Origin of the sequence: Hoeflea sp. AS60 (genome assembly GCF_038900115.1) — a bacterium.
GTDB lineage: Bacteria > Pseudomonadota > Alphaproteobacteria > Rhizobiales > Rhizobiaceae > Hoeflea.
Genome location: NZ_JBBMQP010000001.1, coordinates 890,001 through 907,122 on the forward strand (window position 1 = coordinate 890,001; position 17,122 = coordinate 907,122).

Genomic DNA, 17,122 nt, shown 5'->3' on the forward strand with positions numbered 1-17,122 from the left:
TGCTCAGCTTCACGATGCCAGTTCTTTATCATCACACCATATCCGCAGCGTCCCGATTTGTTCGGGTCTGTTTCAACGAGGTCGATTTTGCCGCGGAGCTGGTGGAGGAATTGCCTTGGGAGAAGCGTCCTGATTTTTTGAAAATCAATCCGGCTGGAACCCTGCCTGTCTGTGTCACCGACAATGGCCATGCCCTTTGCGGACCGCATATCATTGCCGAGTGGATTGATGAGTCGTTCGGTGTGTTCAAGCGCGATCGCCGCCTTCTCGCCGAAGATCCGTTCCGTCGCGCTGAAATCCGGCGCTTGATAGAATGGTTTCTGATCAAGTTTGAGCAGGATGTGGTGCGTCCGCTGGTGCGCGAGAGGATCATCAAATTGCAGCTGCCGACGAGCAAGGGCGGCGGTGCGCCGGATCCCAAGATGCTCCGTACTGGCCGCGCCAATATCCGCCAGCATATGAAATACCTGTCCTGGCTCGCCGGATCGCGCGCATGGCTGGCTGGCGACCGGCTGAGTTATGCCGATCTCGCCGCCGCCGCCGCTTTGTCGGTGATGGACTATCTCGGCGAGATAGAGTGGAACGAGTATCCGCAGGCCAAGGAATGGTACCAGCGCGTCAAGTCCCGTCCGTCGTTCCGGCCCTTGCTCGCCGACCGGATCCGCAACCTGCCGCCCGTCGCCCATTACGCAGATCTTGATTTCTAGGCTGATGGCGGGCGCAAGCCATACCGGGCCCCATCCGCCTGACGATGTGGATCTATCCAAGGCCAGACACCAAGCGGAACGCCTCAAGGCCTTTGTGAAGGTAGAAGCTGAGCGACTGGGCTTTTGCGCATTTGCCGTGACCTCTGCGGCTTCAGAACCCGCCTTGCATGATCGCTTGACCGAGTTCGTGGCACTCGGTCGTCACGGCTCGATGCAATGGCTCGAAGAAACGCTGGACCGTCGCGCCGATCCGCAGGTGCTGTGGCCTGAGGCGCGATCGGTCATCGTGCTGGCGATGAATTACGGGCCGGATTGTGATCCGCTCGAAAACCTTGACCAAACCCAGAATGCCACGGTTTCGGTCTATGCCCGCAACCGCGACTATCACGACGTCATCAAGGGCAAGCTGAAGGAACTGGCGGGCAAATTTGCCTCCCGCGCCGGTGGCGACGTCAAGGTTTTCGTCGATACCGCGCCGGTTATGGAAAAGCCGCTGGCCCAGTCCGCCGGGCTCGGCTGGATTGGAAAGCACACCAATCTGGTCAGTCGCAGCCATGGCTCCTGGATCTTCCTGAGCTCGATCTTCACCACGGTCGACCTGATGGCCGATGCGCCCGAAATCGATCATTGCGGCTCCTGCCGCGCCTGTCTCGATGCCTGTCCGACCAATGCCTTCCCTGCGCCCTACCAGCTCGATGCGCGGCGTTGCATTTCCTACCTCACCATCGAGAACAAGGGCCCGATCCCGCACGAGTTCCGCGCGGCGATGGGCAACCGTGTCTATGGCTGTGACGATTGCCTGGCAGCCTGCCCGTGGAACAAATACGCGCAAGTCGCAAATGAGGCGAAACTGATCGCCCGCGATGATCTGCGCTCGCCGTCCCTGTCAGGGTTTCTGACCATGGACGATGCCGCGTTTAGGGCCTTTTTCTCTGGCTCTCCGGTCAAGCGCATCGGCCGGGACCGGTTTATGCGCAATGTGCTGGTTGCGGCGGGAAACAGCAGCGAACCCGGCCTGGTCCCGGCCTGCGAAGCGCTTCTGACCGATGCTTCGCCGCTGGTGCGTGGCGCTGCAATCTGGGCAGTGTCACAGTTGACGGCGCCGGACCACATGCATCAATTGGCGGCTGAAGCCGGTGAAGAGCCTGACCCTGAGGTTCGGCAAGAGTGGCAACTGGCGCTCGGCGCCGGGAAAGACGTGGAATGAGGTTGAGCTTATGAGAATGATGATCTTCGGCGCCGGGTTTTCCGGCCTTGCGATTGGCCGGGCGCTTTCTGGCGACTGCGATTTTGCCGGTGGCACCACCCGCAGCCCGGAGAGGTTTCCGGCGCTGCAAGGTGCTGGACTGACCCCTTTCATCTATCAGGGAGACGTCCCAGGAGAAGATCTGAGCGCCGCCCTGAGCGAGGTTACCCATCTGGTCATGTCGATTGCGCCGGATACAGACGGCGATCCGCTTCTGGAGGCATTTTCCGGCGGACTGCGCCCATCGATGCCCAAACTCGAGTGGATCGGCTATCTCTCCACTGTCGGCGTCTATGGCGACCATGACGGTGAATGGGTTGATGAAGAAACCCAGTGCCGGCCCGTCTCCAAACGGTCGGTGGCCCGTCTGGCAGCCGAGGACGGCTGGACAAGGCTGGCTGCGGAAGCTGGTGTGCCACTCGCCATCATCAGGCTATCGGGTATCTATGGTCCCGGACGCAATGCGCTCAAGACAGTTCATGAAGGCAAGGCGCGGCGGTTGATCAAGCCCGGGCAGGTGTTCAACCGCATCCACGTTGCCGACATTGGCGGCGCCACTGCGCTGCTCGCCAGGGAACGGCTTGGCGGGATCTACAATGTCACCGATGATCTGCCGGCTCCGCCGCAGGATGTCGTCAGCCTGGCTGTGGAACTGATGGGGGCGAAGTTGCCGCCGGAAATCGATTTCGAAACCGCCGATCTGTCGCCGATGGCGCGGTCTTTCTACGGTGAAAACAAGCGGGTTTCCAATGCCAGGATCAAGGCAAGTGGCTACACATTTCTCTATCCCGATTATTCTTCGGGACTGAATGGATTGTATGTCGACGGGTCGTGGCAGCAGTAGAGATGCTGCCCTGCAACAAAGCGCAACAACAAGTGATTTTGGCGATCTTTTTTTAGCCTGATTGAATGCTCAATACCCACGGCATCACAACGAGGGATTTGAGATTGACTTCAACTAGCATCAACGCACGTGTCGCCGGATTGTTCCTTGCAGGTCTTATGACCGCTGCAGCCACCCTTACGCCTGTCGTGCCCGCATCTGCTGCCGAGCCGTCCTGTGGGCGCGCGTCATGGTATGCACTGACGTCGCGCACCGCGTCGGGCGAGCGCATGGACCCTTCCAAGCTCACTGCTGCCCACCCGCGTCTGCGCTTCGGCACCAAGGTCGAGGTGGTCAATCCACGCAATGGCAAGAGCGTCGTGGTGCGCATCAATGACCGGGGTCCCTTCGTCAAGGGCCGCATCATCGACGTGTCCAAGGCAGCCGCCAGCCATTTGGGCATGATCAAGTCTGGCGTCGCAAAAGTTTGCTATCACGTGGTTTCCTGAGTCAACCGTCTTGCCAGCCCCGATTGTCTCGCTATTGTGGCGTGACGTGTATTGTTTCAAGGGGTTACAGCGCTGTTGCGCGTTCACGTGAACGCGCGGCGCTTTTGGGGGCGGTGAATGACGGACAGCGTGGAAACTCTGGGGCGGCAGGAAGCCCTGACCAGGGAAATAGCCTCCAGGCGGGATGATCTGGTGGCGCTGACCCAGGATCTGATTCGCTTCCCGACACTCAACCCGCCTGGCGATTTCTATCGCGACATCTGCGAATATCTCGCCCGTCGTCTCGAAAAATCAGGCTTCGACGTCAAGCTGCTGCGCGCCGAAGGCACGCCCGGTGACAGCGAGCGGCATCCACGCTGGAATGTGATCTGTCGTCGCGAAGGCGGCCGCTCCGGACCCTGCGTGCATTTCAATTCCCATATCGACGTGGTCTCGACCGGTGCAGGCTGGACCTTCGACCCCTTCGCTGGAACGGTATCCGACGGCAAGGTCTATGGTCGTGGCGCCTGTGACATGAAGGGCGGGCTCGCGGCCTCGATCGTCGCTGCGGAAGCCTTTGTTGCGCTGTGGCCAGAATATCCCGGCGCCATCGAGATTTCCGGAACGGCTGACGAGGAAACCGGCGGCTATGGCGGCGTCGCCTGGCTCGCCGAACAGGGCTATTTCTCGCCCGAACGCGTCCAGCACGTGATCATTCCCGAACCGCTCAACAAGGACCGGATCTGCCTTGGCCATCGCGGCGTCATGTGGGCCCAGATCCGTACCCACGGCCGCATTGCCCACGGTTCGATGCCGTTTCTGGGCGATTGCGCAGTCCGTCACATGGGCGCCGTCATCACCGAGATGGAAAAAAACCTGTTTCCGGCTCTGGCAAAAAAACACACTGCCATGCCCGTGGTTCCCGACGGTGCCCGGCAATCCACCATGAACATCAACTCGCTTCATGGTGGCCAGGCCGAGCCAGATCCCGATTTCACCGGTTTCCCGTCGGCCTGCGTGCCTGACGAAGCACGTATGGTCATCGACCGGCGTTACCTGATCGAGGAAAAGGCCGAAGAGGTGCGCGAAGAGATTGTCTCGCTGCTGGAACGGGTCAAGGCTGAGCGGACAGGGTTCCGTTATGATTTTGAGGAACTCTGGCAGGTGAGCCCAACCATGACATCGGTTGATTCCCAGGTCGTCAAGGCAGTTGAGCGCGGTATCCGCTCTGCCCTGTCATGCGAGCCGGTCCATGTCGTCTCGCCCGGCACCTACGATCAGAAACATATTGACCGCATTGGTCGCTTGAAAGACTGTATCGCCTATGGCCCCGGCATCCTCGATCTGGCGCATCAGCCGGACGAATATGTCGGGATCGACGACATGGTGGACTCGGCAAAGGTCATGGCCTTTGCATTGGACGATCTTCTGCACGGACGCGCGTAAGACGCATCCGGATTAACGGGAACAAAGGAAGCTGACATGACAAAAAATTCGATCACGGCTGCTGCCGTTTCGTTGCTGGCGCTGGGACTGGCTCTCGGCGTCAACCCGGCCATGGCCGCCAAGATGGATGCCAGCATCGGCATGCAGCTCGAGCCACCGAACCTTGATCCGACCGGCGGCGCAGCTGCTGCGATCGATGAAGTGGTCTACGCCAACGTGTTTGAGGGTCTCACCCGCTTTGGCTCCGACGGCGCCATCCTGCCGGCGCTGGCTTCAAGCTGGGAGATTTCCGAGGACGGCCTGACCTACACTTTCAAGCTTCAGGAAGGCGTGAAGTTCCATGACGGTTCGGACTTCAACGCTGACGACGTCAAGTTCTCGCTTGATCGCGCCCGTGGCGCCGATTCCACCAATGCCCAAAAGGCGCTGTTTGCCGACATCGCTTCGGTTGACGTGGTCGATCCGGCCACCGTCAAGGTGACGCTTTCCAAGCCGAACGGTTCGTTCCTGTTCAACATGGCCTGGGGCGATGCGGTTATCGTTGCGCCTGAGACCGCGGCCGACAACGCCGCCAAGCCGGTCGGCACAGGTCCGTTCAGCTTCACCGAATGGGTCAAGGGCGACCGCGTCGAACTGGGTCGTTTTGCCGGCTACTGGGGCACACCGGTCAAGCTCGACAAGGTGACCTTCAAGTTCATTTCCGATCCGACCGCGGCCTTTGCCGCCATGATGGCCGGTGATATCGATGCCTATCCGACCTTCCCCGCGCCTGAGAACCTGGTTCAGTTCGAGAGTGATCCGCGCTTCTCGGTGATCATCGGTTCGTCCGAGGGCGAAACCATTCTCGGCATGAACAACAAGAAACCGCCTCTCGACAACATCAAGGTTCGTCAGGCGATCGCCCATGCGATTGATCGTCAGGCAATCATCGATGGCGCCATGTTCGGCTACGGAACCCCGATCGGCACGCACTTTGCGCCGCACAACCCGGCCTATGTCGATCTGACCGCCCAGTCGGCCTATGATCCCGAGCAGTCCAAGGCTCTGCTGGCGGAAGCCGGTGTCAGCGATCTGACCCTGTCATTGAAGCTGCCCCCGCCAAGCTATGCCCGCCGCGGCGGCGAAATCATTGCGGCCGAGCTGCGCGAAGTCGGCATCAATGTCGACATCACCAATGTCGAATGGGCGCAGTGGCTGGATGATGTGTTCAAGGCGAAGAATTTCGACCTGACCATCGTTTCGCACACCGAACCGATGGACATCGGCATTTACGCTCGCGACGATTACTACTTCCAGTACGGTGATCCCGCTTTCAAGGCGATCATGGCTGACCTGGATAAGGCCACCGACCCAGCCAAGCGCACCGAGCTGATGCAGGCGGCCCAGAAGAAGATCGCCGACGACTACGTCAACGCCTATCTGTTCCAGCTGGCCCGCACCGGCGTTACCAGTGCCAAGCTCAAGGGCATCTGGCCGAACTCGCCGACCCAGGCCAACGACATGACCGGTGTCTACTGGGAAGGTTGAGACCTGAGACGCCAATGATGGCCGGGTTTGCGCCCGGCCATAACTTTACCATGCCCCTGGATCATGCCCCCCTGGATCGTGCCCAATGACCGCCTACCTTCTGCGGCGCCTCCTCTCCCTGTCGCTCAGCCTTGTTGCCGCAAGTCTCGTCATCTTCCTGGTGATGGAAGTGGTGCCCGGCGATCCGGCATCGTTCATGATGGGGATAAACGCCGATCCCCAGGCAGTGGCTGCCTTGCGCAGCCAGCTCGGCCTCGATGAGCCCTTGGCATTGCGCTACATTGGCTGGGTCGCAGGATTGCTGCAGGGTGATTTTGGGATTTCCTATACCTACCGGGTTCCTGTCTCCGAACTGATTGCCGAGCGGGTGGTGATATCGCTGCCGCTGACACTCTATGCGCTGGCGCTTTCGACCCTGATTGCCTTTCCGGCCGGTATTCTCGCCGCTGCCCGCCGCAACTCGGCAGCCGATCTTTCCGTCATGGGCGCAACCCAGCTCGGCGTGGCCATCCCCAATTTCTGGTTTGCGATGATCCTGGTGCTGGTCTTTGCGGTCAATCTGCGCTGGTTCTCGGCCGGCGGGTTTCCGGGATGGGATGCCGGCTTCTGGCCCGCGATGAAGGCGCTGACACTGCCGGCGATCGCCCTGGCGCTTCCGCAGGCATCTATCCTGGCTCGCGTGATGCGATCCTCGCTGATCGACACGCTCGATGAGGATTTCATGCGCACCGCTCGCGCCAAGGGGCTGAGCCGCGGTCAGGCTCTGTGGCGCCATGCGCTGCGCAATGCGCTGATACCGGTGCTGACCATCATCGGCCTGCAGTTTTCCTTCCTGCTGGCCGGTGGCATCATCATTGAAAACGTCTTCTATCTGCCTGGCCTTGGCCGTCTGGCATTTCAGGCAATCACCCAGCGTGATCTGATTGTCGTCCGCTCGGTCGTCATCCTGCTGGTCTTCGCCGTCATCGTCGTCACCTTCCTGGTTGATCTCGCCTATGCGGCGGCGGATCCGCGATTGCGCAGGCGCCGGACATGAGTACTGACATGAGTGCGAATCCGGCTAACCGTTCCCTGCTGCGCGCTGCATTCGGCCATCCGGCCTTCGTCATCGGCACGCTTCTTTCGGCCTTGTTTGTCATGCTGGCGCTTGTCTCGTTTATCTGGACGCCGTTCGATCCGACCAAGCTCGATATCGCTGGAAAGCTCAAGGGACCGTCGCTCGCGCATTGGTTCGGCACGGATCATTTCGGACGCGACATATTTTCGATGATCATGGTCGGCGCCCGGGTTTCGATTGCCGTGGCCTTTGTCGCGGTCGGCATCGGCATGATTCTCGGCGTGCCGCTGGGTCTCTATGCCGCCGCGCGCAGGGGAAGCCTCATCGACGAGATTATCATGCGTGGCAATGATTTGGTGTTTGCCTTTCCGTCGCTGTTGCTCGCCATCATGATCACCGCCGTCTTTGGTCCCGGCGCCGTCAATGCGATCATCGCCATCGGCATTTTCAATGTGCCGGTGTTTGCCCGGCTGGCGCGCGGAGCCGCGCTGTCGCTCTGGACCCGCGATTTCGTGCTCGCCGCACGAGTGGCAGGCAAGAGCCAGAGCCGTATCTCGGCCGAACACATCCTGCCCAACATCACCAATCTGCTGATCGTTCAGGGCACCATACAATTCTCTCTCGCGATCCTCGCCGAAGCAGCCCTTGCCTATGTCGGGCTCGGGGCGCAGCCGCCATTGCCCAGTTGGGGCCGGATGCTGGCCGATGCGCAGACGCTGATCTCGCTTGCGCCGCACATGGCCTTGTTTCCCGGCTTTGCAATTATCACCACGGTGCTCGGCCTCAATCTGATGGGTGACGGCCTGCGCGATCTGTTCGACCCCAAACTGAGACGGGGGCGCTGATGTCGGTGCTCTCCATCTCCGATCTGAAGGTCGACATTCACGGCAAGACCGTGTTGCACGATATCGACCTGACCCTGGAGCCCGGCCGTATCCTTGGCATTGTCGGCGAATCCGGATCCGGCAAATCGATGACGGCGCTGTCGGTGATGCAATTGCTGCCGCATGGCAGCCAATGGAGCGGGTCAATTAAAGTTGCCGGCGCCGATCTCTCCACCATGGATGAACTGGCGCTTTGCAAGATGCGCGGCCGCGATGTCGGCATGATCTTCCAGGAGCCGATGACGGCTCTCAATCCGGTGCGCACGATTGGCGATCAGGTCGCCGAAACGGTGCGCATCCACACCGGCGCCAGCCGCCGGGAGGCGTTTTCGATCGCCCGCGAGATGCTCAACCGGGTCGGCCTTTCCGAAGACCGGTTCCCGCTCGATCGCTTTCCGCATGATCTCTCCGGCGGACAGCGTCAACGCGTTGTCATCGCCCAAGCCATTGCGCTCCGGCCCAAACTGCTGATCGCCGATGAACCGACCACGGCGCTGGATGTAACGACCCAGGCCCAGATCCTCGATCTGCTCAAGCAGCTGGTGCGGGAAGAGAACATGGGGTTGATGCTGATCACCCATGATCTTGCCGTGGTGGCGGGGCTCGCTGATTCGATTGCCATCATGAAGGATGGCTTGGTCGTCGAGGCGGGTCCGACCCGCGAGATCTTTCATGCCATGCGCCATCCCTACACGCGGGCACTGTTCTCTGCCTCCGCCCATGTGCCGGAACGAAACCGGAAGCCTCAACCAGGCGCAACGCCGGTTCTGGCCGTCGAGAAGGTCGTCCGCGACTATCAGCAACCCCGCCGCAACATCTTCGTCAAGCCGCCCGCGTTCCGAGCCGTTGACCACGTCAGCTTCGAGATATCCCAGGGCGAGAATGTGGGCCTGGTCGGTGAATCCGGCTGTGGAAAGTCGACCCTGGCCCGCTCGATTCTGGCGCTCGACGGCTTGCAAGGCGGAGATATCCGACTCAACGGTCATCTCTTTTCCAGTGCCGGTGATGGTCCTCATCCCGAACTCAGGGCCGGGATGCAGGTGGTGTTTCAGGATCCCTATGGATCATTCAACCCGCGCCACCGGGTGCGAAGGCTCGTTACGGAACCGTTCCATCTCGTCAAGGACCCGCCGCGCGGCGCCGAGCTCGAGCGGCGGATCGACCGTGCTCTGACCGAAGTCGGCCTCACATCCAGTGACGCCGACAAATACATCCATGAGTTTTCCGGCGGCCAGCGCCAGCGCATCGCCATTGCCCGGGCATTGATCATTGAGCCGGCGCTGATTGTGCTCGATGAAGCGGTTTCGGCGCTCGATGTGTCCATCCGCGCCCAGATACTTGATCTGCTGGCGGGCTTGTCGGACCGGCTGGACCTGTCCTATCTGTTCATCTCGCATGATCTTTCTGTTGTTCGTGCCATCACCGACCGGGTGCTGGTGATGAAGGACGGCAAGATCGTCGAGCACGGCGAGACAGAAAGCGTGTTTCGCAATCCGCAGCATCCCTATACGAGAGAGCTGGTGGCGGCGACGCCATCGCTGGAAGCAGCCCTTGCTGCGCCAGCCAGCTCAGCATGAAGGAAGGACCACCCGTGACCAAGACCCTGGACGCCGGATTCGATACCAGTCAGTGCCTGATTGGCGGCCGATGGATTGGCGCCAGTGGTGGCAAGACTTTGCCGGTCGAAGATCCCTCGACCGGTCTGGAAATCGGCCGCATTGCCCGCGGCGGCAAAACCGAGATCGAGGCTGCGGTCGATGCGGCTCAAAACGCGCTGTCGGGCGAATGGGGCCAGATGCCTGCAGCCGAACGCGGTCGTCTGCTCGCCAAGATTGGCCGTGCTGTGGAAGATCACGTCGAGTGGCTAGCCAATCTCGAAGCTCATGATGTCGGAAAGCCGCTAAGCCAGGCCCGCGCCGATGCCCGTGCCCTGGCGCGCTATCTGGAGTTCTATGGCGGCGCCGCCGACAAGATCCATGGCGAGACCATTCCCTACCTCAATGACTACACGGTGTTCACCCTGCGCGAGCCGCATGGCGTGACCGGGCACATCATCCCGTGGAACTACCCGATGCAGATCCTCGGCCGTTCGGTTGGTGCTGCACTGACCATGGGCAATGCGGCGGTTCTGAAGCCGGCTGAGGAAGCATCGCTCACGGCTCTGGCGTTTGCGCGGATCGCTACCGATTGCGGTCTGCCTGCCGGCGCGCTCAATGTGGTGCCGGGTCTTGGCGAGGAAGCGGGCGCCGCGCTTTGCGAGCATCCGGGCGTCAATCATCTCTCCTTCACCGGTTCGCTCGAAACCGGCCGCAAGGTGCAGCAGGCGGCTGCACAGAACGTGGTGCCGGTGACGCTGGAACTTGGCGGAAAATCACCGCAGATCGTTTTTGCCGATGCCGATCTGGAACGGGCGCTGCCATTTCTGGTCAATGCCGGCATTCAGAATGCCGGTCAGACCTGCTCGGCATCATCGCGCATTCTGGTCGAGGCCTCGCTGCACAAGGATGTCGTCCGGCTGATGAGCGAGCGCTACAAGGCGCTGACCGTCGGTGCTGCGATTGAGGATCAGTCGGTCGGTCCGCTGATTTCCGCCCGGCAGAAGAACATCGTTCAGGGTTTTCTGGCCGAGGCGGACGAGGACGGGCTTGCCCCGGTTGCCGAAGGCCAGATGCCCAAATCGGCGCCGATGGGTGGCCACTATGTTCGCCCGACGCTCTATGGCGACGTTGACCCCGGCCATGCGCTGGCCCGCGACGAGATCTTTGGCCCGGTGCAGGTGATCATTCCGTTCCGCGACGAGGAGGAAGCCATCGCGATCGCAAATGGGACCGATTACGGGCTTGTCGCCGGGGTCTGGACCAGTGACGGCGGACGGCAGATGCGGATGGCGCGGGCGATCCGCTCCGGTCAGGTCTTTGTCAACAATTACGGCGCCGGCGGTGGGGTCGAACTGCCTTTCGGTGGCGTCGGCAAATCCGGCCATGGCCGCGAAAAGGGCTTTGAGGCGCTTTACGGCTTCTCGGCCCTGAAAACCGTCGCTGTCTGGCACGGCCGTTGAAAATTTGAGTGAGGAGCACGTGATGAGACTTGAAGGCAAGACTGCCCTGGTAACCGGTGGCGCATCAGGATTTGGAGCGGGCATCGTCCGCAAGTTTCTGGCTGAAGGCGCGCGTGTCGCCATCGCCGACATCAATGCCAATGCAGCCAGCGAGTTCGCCTCAAGCTTTGGGGATCAGGCCTTTGCCGTGGCCGTCGATGTTTCAAAGAATGACAGCGTGGCGGCGATGGCGAAAACCGTGCTTGAGCGCTTTGGTGGCATCGACATTCTCGTCAACAATGCCGGCATCACCCATCTGCCTGCGGCGATGGAAGATATCAGCGAAGACGATTTCGACCGTGTCCTCGCCGTCAACACCAAGTCGGTATTCCTCACCGCGCGTCACTTCGTTCCGGCCATGAAACAAAAACGTGCGGGCGCCATTCTCAATGTTGCCTCCACTGCAGGTGTCAGCCCCCGACCGCGCCTGAGCTGGTACAATGCGTCCAAAGGCTGGATGATCACGGCCACCAAATCGATGGCTGTCGAACTTGCGCCAAGCGGCGTGCGCGTCAATGCCATCAACCCGGTGGCGGGCGAGACGCCCTTGCTCAAATCCTTCATGGGTGAAGACACGCCGGAAATCCGCGCCAAGTTCCTCGCCAGCATTCCGCTCGGGCGGTTTTCCACTCCGGAAGACATGGGCAATGCTGCCTGTTTCCTCTGCTCTGACGAGGCCGCGATGATCACCGGCGTCGCCATGGAAGTCGACGGCGGCCGCTGCATCTAGGCGCACAATCGGGTGAATCGCTTGCTATGCGTGATTTGACCCGCTAGCAGAGGATCAACTTACAGCGCCGCGCGCCCGACGGGACCGCGTGAAGCACCGCTGTGGACCTTTGCAATCATGCATGTGCGCTGGCGTTCAAATGGATCCATCTGGACCCGCCATGCATTGGGAGATCAGATCATGCGCCTCGGCGGACGCCTGCAAGCAGCCATTGAAGTCCTGACAGAAATCGACGCACGGCACCGCCCGGTTCCCGATGCGCTCAAGGATTGGGGCCTGTCGCACCGCTTTGCCGGGTCAGGCGACCGCGCGGCAATTTCCAACCTGGTGCATGATGCGCTCAGAATGAAGCTGTCGCATGGCTTCATTATGGATGGCGATACGCCTGCCAATCTTGCCGTTGCCACCTTGATGCGCCAATGGCGGATCAGCCCCGAAGAGCTGACGGCCTCGCTGGATGGGGACAAATTCGCTCCCGAAATCCCCTCGACCGAGAAAATGATCGAGCATCTCGGGCGTGACCTGTCTGAGGCCGCACCCCACGTCCGCGCCGATATCCCGGAATGGCTGGTCGGATCTTTCGAGCGCGCCTTTGGTGCCGATTGGGAAGCCGAAGCACAGGCGATGACGGCCCGCCCGCCGCTTGATCTGAGGGTCAACACGCTTGCAACCGAGCGCGAACCGGTTCTGGAAGCCTTTGCCGAGCATGGCGCCCGTCCGACGCGGCTCGCGCCCAACGGAATCCGGATTGAAGCCGGCGAAGGGCCGCAGCGGCAGATCGCCGCCACCAGCGAAGTCAGTTTCGCTAGGGGCTGGTTTGAAATCCAGGATGAGGGCTCGCAACTGGCCGCTAGCCTTGCAGGTGCCGCCCCCGGCGAGAGCGTGCTCGACTATTGCGCCGGCGGCGGTGGCAAGTCGCTCGCCTTTGCCGCGATGATGGAGAATGACGGAAGCATCAATGCCTATGATGCTGACCGGCGCAGGCTCGCGCCGATGGTCGAGCGCATGCGCCGTGCGGGCGCCGAGATCATCTATATCAAGGAACGCGCAGCCAACCTGGCTGGGCTCGAAGCCCGCATGGACCGGGTACTGATCGATGCGCCCTGTACCGGCACCGGCACCTGGCGCCGCCGCCCGGATGCCAAATGGCGCATCTCGGAGAAGAACATCGCCGACCGAATGGCAGATCAGGACAAGGTGCTCGATGATGCGGTCAATTATGTCCGCCCCGGTGGTGAACTCGCCTATGTCACCTGTTCGCTGCTGCCGGAAGAAAACACCGACCGTGTGAAGGCGTTTCTGCAGCGTCATCCGGAATTTGAAACCATTGGCCTCAAGCAGCGTTGGCGCTCTGTGGTAGCTGATCAGGATGCGCCTGTTCCTTATGCGGATCAGAACCTGGGCTTGGTGCTGTCGCCACGGCGTACTGGTACTGACGGGTTCTATTTTGCCGGTTTCCGTCGCAAGATGTAATGCATGCAGCAGTCATCCATCCGGTAGGCGGTGGAGATCTAGAAATATGCGAGGAGCCGCATGAGCAAATCAAACGCCGTGACACTGATCCTGTTCATCGTGCTCACTGTGGCTGGCGGTAGCCTGATCGGCTTCTTCTCCATTCCTGGCCCGTGGTACCAGGCGCTTGAAAAGCCGTCATTCAATCCGCCCAACTGGGTGTTTGGCCCGGTCTGGACTGTGCTTTATGTGCTGATAGGCATCGCCGGTGCTCGCGTCTGGATTCGTGAGCGCGGCGGCGTTTTGCCCAAGCTGTGGTTTGCCCAGATTGTCTTCAATTTCATGTGGCCGCTGGTGTTTTTCACCATGCAGCGCCCGGACCTGTCGCTCCCGGTGCTCATTGCAATGCTCGCCTCTATCCTGGCCTTCATTTTTATGGCTTGGGGTCGCGATCGCCCCTCCGCGCTGATGTTCATTCCCTATGCCATGTGGGTCTCTTTTGCAGGCCTGCTCAATGCGGCGATCTGGTGGCTCAACCGGACCTGAACGTCAGACGCCAGAAATGACTTGCTGTTTGCCCGGCTGCTTGGCACCTTCGCAGTTGCGAAAAGGAAGTACCGCATGAATGAGAAGCCGGACGAAAATTTCCGTGGACGTGTAACAGACAGCTTTGCGCGTCAGAGCGTGATGCGCACGATCGGTGCCGAGTTGACCAAGGTCGAATACGGGGTTGTCGAGATCGAAATGCCGTTTCGCGCCGATCTCACCCAGCAGCACGGTTTTCTCCATGCTGGAATTTTGTCGACCGCACTCGATTCGGCCTGCGGTTACGCAGCACTTTCGGTGATGCCTGAAGATGCCGCGGTGCTGACCATCGAGTTCAAGATCAATCTCTTGTCGCCGGGTCGTGGCGATCGGTTCCTGTTTCGGGGTGAGGTCACCAAGCCGGGCAGCACCATCATCGTCAGCGATGGGCGCGGTTATGCGATTTCCGATGGCCCGGCCAAGCTGATTGCATCCATGACCGGCACTATGATGGTGGTGCGCGGGCGCGAGGGGATCGCCGGGTGAGCGGCGCCGTCAAACAGGTCGGCAATCGCCGGGTGCTTTATGTGATGGCGGCAGAGCCGGAATACGGTCCGCATCTCAAGGCCCGTTTCGAGCCTCTGATCACCGGCGTTGGCCCGGTCGAGGCCGCTGTTGCAGTGGCCGCTAGCCTTTCAGCTCACGGCCCTGAGAGGCCCGATTGCATTGTCTGTCTCGGTTCCGCCGGATCGAGGATGCTGGAACAGACCGGGGTCTATCAGGTTTCCTCGGTCAGCTACCGCGACATGGACGCGAGCCCGCTTGGCTTCGAGAAGGGCCGCACCCCGTTTCTCGATCTGCCAGCCGTCTTGCCGCTGCCGGTTATTGCCGATGGCGTTCCCTCGGCAAGGCTTTCCACTGGCGCCAATATCGTCTCGGGCGCGGCCTATGATCTGATCGACGCCGACATGGTCGACATGGAAACCTTTGCGGTTCTGCGAGCCGCCAGCCTGTTTGGCGTACCGGTCATCGGCCTGCGTGGCATCTCCGATGGCAAGGCCGAGCTCAACCACATCGACGACTGGACCGAATATCTGCACGTGATTGACGAAAAACTGGCTCAGGCGGTGGATCTCGTCGAAGCGGCGATTGCATCCGGCGCAGCTTTGGCTTAATCGCTCGCCATGAACGATATCCTCCACACCACTCATCCAGACTCCATCCTGATTATCGATTTTGGTAGTCAGGTTACGCAGCTCATTGCCCGCCGGGTTCGCGAAGCCGGCGTGTATTGCGAGATCGTCCCGTTCCAGCTGGCCGATGAAGGCTTTGACCGGATGCAGCCGAAAGGCGTGATCTTTTCCGGTGGACCGGATTCGGTCACCCGTGAAGGCTCGCCGCGCGCACCGCAGGCCGTGTTTGAGTCCGGCGTGCCGATTCTGGCGATCTGCTACGGCCAGCAAACCATGTGCATGCAGATCGGCGGCAATGTCGAAGGCGGCCATCACCGCGAATTCGGCCGTGCTGATGTCGAAATCCTCAAGCCCTCGCCGCTGTTCGAAGGTTTTTGGGAAGTCGGAAAAAAATACCCGGTCTGGATGAGCCATGGCGATCGTGTCACCAAGTTGCCGGAAGGCTTCGAGGTCATCGGCACATCGCCCAACGCGCCTTTCGCCATATCGGTTGATGAGAAGCGGCGTTACTACACCACCATGTTCCATCCGGAAGTGGTGCACACGCCCGATGGTGCGAAACTCCTGTCCAATTTCGTGCACAAGATCGTCGGTCTCAAGGCCGATTGGTCGATGGCCGCCTATCGGGCGGAAATGGTGCAGAAGATCCGCGATCAGGTGGGCTCGGGAAAAGTCATCTGCGCGCTCTCCGGCGGTGTTGATTCCTCTGTGGCAGCGCTCCTCATTCACGAAGCAATCGGTGACCAGCTCACCTGTATTCTCGTCGACCACGGCCTGATGCGCATGAACGAGGCCGCCGATGTGGTGGCGATGTTCACCGAGCACTACAATCTCAATCTGAAAATGATTGATGCGTCCGACCGCTTTATCTCGCAGCTGGAAGGCGAGGCTGACCCGGAAACCAAGCGCAAGACCATTGGTCGCCTGTTCATCGAGGTCTTCGAGGAAGAGGCCAAGAAGATCGGCGGCGCCGATTTCCTCGCTCAGGGCACGCTCTACCCCGACGTCATCGAAAGCGTCTCGTTCTCCGGTGGCCCATCGGTGACGATCAAGTCGCACCACAATGTCGGCGGTCTTCCCGAGCGCATGAACATGCAGCTGGTCGAGCCCCTGCGCGAACTGTTCAAGGACGAAGTCCGCGTATTGGGCAAAGAGCTCGGCCTGCCCGACAGCTTCATCGGTCGCCATCCGTTCCCCGGCCCGGGTCTGGCGATCCGCTGCCCCGGCGGCATCACCCGCGAAAAGCTCGATATCCTGCGCCAGGCCGACGCCATCTATCTCGACGAGATCCGCAAGGCCGGTCTCTACGACACGATCTGGCAGGCCTTTGCCGTGCTGCTGCCGGTCCAGACTGTCGGCGTCATGGGCGATGGCCGCACCTATGAGTTTGTCTGCGCGTTACGCGCCGTCACCTCGGTCGACGGCATGACCGCGGATTTCTATCCCTACGATATGGATTTCCTCGGCAAGACCGCGACCCGTATCATCAACGAGGTCAAGGGCATCAACCGCGTCGTCTACGACGTCACCTCCAAGCCCCCTGGCACCATCGAGTGGGAATAGGGGCGCCGCGCGCCCAGGCAGACGGAAAGGCCCGATATGACCGCCACGATTTATGGCATCAAGAACTGCGACACGATGAAGAAGGCGCGGACATGGTTGGCGGATCATCAGGTCGAGACGACCTTTCACGACTACAAGGCGTCAGGCATCGACCGGGAGCATCTTGAGCGCTGGTGTGATGAAGCAGGCTGGAAGACAGTTCTCAACCGTGCCGGAACCACCTTCCGCAAACTGCCTGACGATCAAAAGCAGGATCTCGACACAGACAAGGCCATTGCCCTGATGCTGGCCCAGCCTTCGATGATCAAGCGTCCGGTGTTGGAAGCGGATGACCGGATCATCATCGGTTTCAAGCCTGAGCTTTACGAGCAGTTCTTCGCCTGA

The 17,122-nt window shown here is 60.7% G+C and carries 17 protein-coding genes; all 17 read left to right on the forward strand.

Annotated features, from left to right (window positions below; all coding sequences use genetic code 11):
- Positions 1-14: 14 nt before the first annotated feature.
- The 17 genes from WNZ14_RS04190 (at position 15) to WNZ14_RS04270 (ending at position 17,122) form a co-directional block, all read left to right on the forward strand.
- Positions 15-707 (forward strand): glutathione S-transferase family protein, encoded by a 693-nt coding sequence (locus WNZ14_RS04190; protein ID WP_342868506.1) that lies wholly within the window; start codon positions 15-17, stop codon positions 705-707.
- Between the two features lie 4 nt (positions 708-711).
- The gene (queG, locus tag WNZ14_RS04195; RefSeq protein ID WP_342867340.1) at positions 712-1,914 is read left to right on the forward strand and encodes a tRNA epoxyqueuosine(34) reductase QueG; all 1,203 of its coding nucleotides are present in this window, start codon (positions 712-714) and stop codon (positions 1,912-1,914) included.
- A 10-nt stretch (positions 1,915-1,924) separates the two neighbouring features.
- A complete protein-coding gene (locus tag WNZ14_RS04200; RefSeq protein ID WP_342867341.1) occupies positions 1,925-2,797 on the forward strand; it encodes an SDR family oxidoreductase in 873 nt (290 codons plus the stop codon).
- 158 nt (positions 2,798-2,955) lie between these two features.
- Positions 2,956-3,285, forward strand: a complete 330-nt coding sequence (locus WNZ14_RS04205) for a septal ring lytic transglycosylase RlpA family protein (protein ID WP_342868507.1) — start codon at positions 2,956-2,958, stop codon at positions 3,283-3,285.
- 117 nt (positions 3,286-3,402) lie between these two features.
- The gene (locus WNZ14_RS04210) at positions 3,403-4,710 is read left to right on the forward strand and encodes an acetylornithine deacetylase/succinyl-diaminopimelate desuccinylase family protein (RefSeq protein ID WP_342867342.1); all 1,308 of its coding nucleotides are present in this window, start codon (positions 3,403-3,405) and stop codon (positions 4,708-4,710) included.
- 36 nt (positions 4,711-4,746) lie between these two features.
- The gene (locus tag WNZ14_RS04215) at positions 4,747-6,237 is read left to right on the forward strand and encodes an ABC transporter substrate-binding protein (RefSeq protein ID WP_342867343.1); all 1,491 of its coding nucleotides are present in this window, start codon (positions 4,747-4,749) and stop codon (positions 6,235-6,237) included.
- An 85-nt stretch (positions 6,238-6,322) separates the two neighbouring features.
- A complete protein-coding gene (locus WNZ14_RS04220) occupies positions 6,323-7,273 on the forward strand; it encodes an ABC transporter permease (RefSeq protein ID WP_342867344.1) in 951 nt (316 codons plus the stop codon).
- 8 nt (positions 7,274-7,281) lie between these two features.
- Positions 7,282-8,139, forward strand: a complete 858-nt coding sequence (locus WNZ14_RS04225) for an ABC transporter permease (protein WP_342867345.1) — start codon at positions 7,282-7,284, stop codon at positions 8,137-8,139.
- The gene (locus WNZ14_RS04230) at positions 8,139-9,755 is read left to right on the forward strand and encodes an ABC transporter ATP-binding protein (protein ID WP_342867346.1); all 1,617 of its coding nucleotides are present in this window, start codon (positions 8,139-8,141) and stop codon (positions 9,753-9,755) included. Before WNZ14_RS04225 ends, WNZ14_RS04230 begins: the two co-directional genes overlap by 1 nt.
- A 14-nt stretch (positions 9,756-9,769) precedes the next feature.
- Positions 9,770-11,236 (forward strand): aldehyde dehydrogenase family protein, encoded by a 1,467-nt coding sequence (locus WNZ14_RS04235; RefSeq protein ID WP_342867347.1) that lies wholly within the window; start codon positions 9,770-9,772, stop codon positions 11,234-11,236.
- Positions 11,237-11,258: 22 nt separating this feature from the next.
- Positions 11,259-12,005 carry an SDR family oxidoreductase gene (locus WNZ14_RS04240; RefSeq protein WP_342867348.1) on the forward strand — a complete coding sequence of 249 codons (747 nt, stop codon included), beginning with the start codon at positions 11,259-11,261 and terminating at the stop codon, positions 12,003-12,005.
- Positions 12,006-12,185: 180 nt separating this feature from the next.
- On the forward strand, positions 12,186-13,478 hold the full coding sequence (locus WNZ14_RS04245; RefSeq protein WP_342867349.1) for an RsmB/NOP family class I SAM-dependent RNA methyltransferase: 1,293 nt from the start codon (positions 12,186-12,188) through the stop codon (positions 13,476-13,478).
- Positions 13,479-13,538: 60 nt separating this feature from the next.
- Complete coding sequence (locus WNZ14_RS04250; protein WP_342867350.1) at positions 13,539-14,003, forward strand: TspO/MBR family protein; 465 nt, start codon at positions 13,539-13,541, stop codon at positions 14,001-14,003.
- Between the two features lie 75 nt (positions 14,004-14,078).
- A complete protein-coding gene (locus tag WNZ14_RS04255) occupies positions 14,079-14,528 on the forward strand; it encodes a PaaI family thioesterase (protein WP_342867351.1) in 450 nt (149 codons plus the stop codon).
- Positions 14,525-15,157 (forward strand): 5'-methylthioadenosine/S-adenosylhomocysteine nucleosidase, encoded by a 633-nt coding sequence (locus tag WNZ14_RS04260; protein WP_342867352.1) that lies wholly within the window; start codon positions 14,525-14,527, stop codon positions 15,155-15,157. Before WNZ14_RS04255 ends, WNZ14_RS04260 begins: the two co-directional genes overlap by 4 nt.
- A 9-nt stretch (positions 15,158-15,166) precedes the next feature.
- Entirely contained in the window at positions 15,167-16,738 is a 1,572-nt protein-coding gene (guaA, locus tag WNZ14_RS04265) for a glutamine-hydrolyzing GMP synthase (RefSeq protein WP_342867353.1), read from the forward strand.
- Between the two features lie 36 nt (positions 16,739-16,774).
- Positions 16,775-17,122 carry an ArsC family reductase gene (locus tag WNZ14_RS04270; RefSeq protein WP_342867354.1) on the forward strand — a complete coding sequence of 116 codons (348 nt, stop codon included), beginning with the start codon at positions 16,775-16,777 and terminating at the stop codon, positions 17,120-17,122.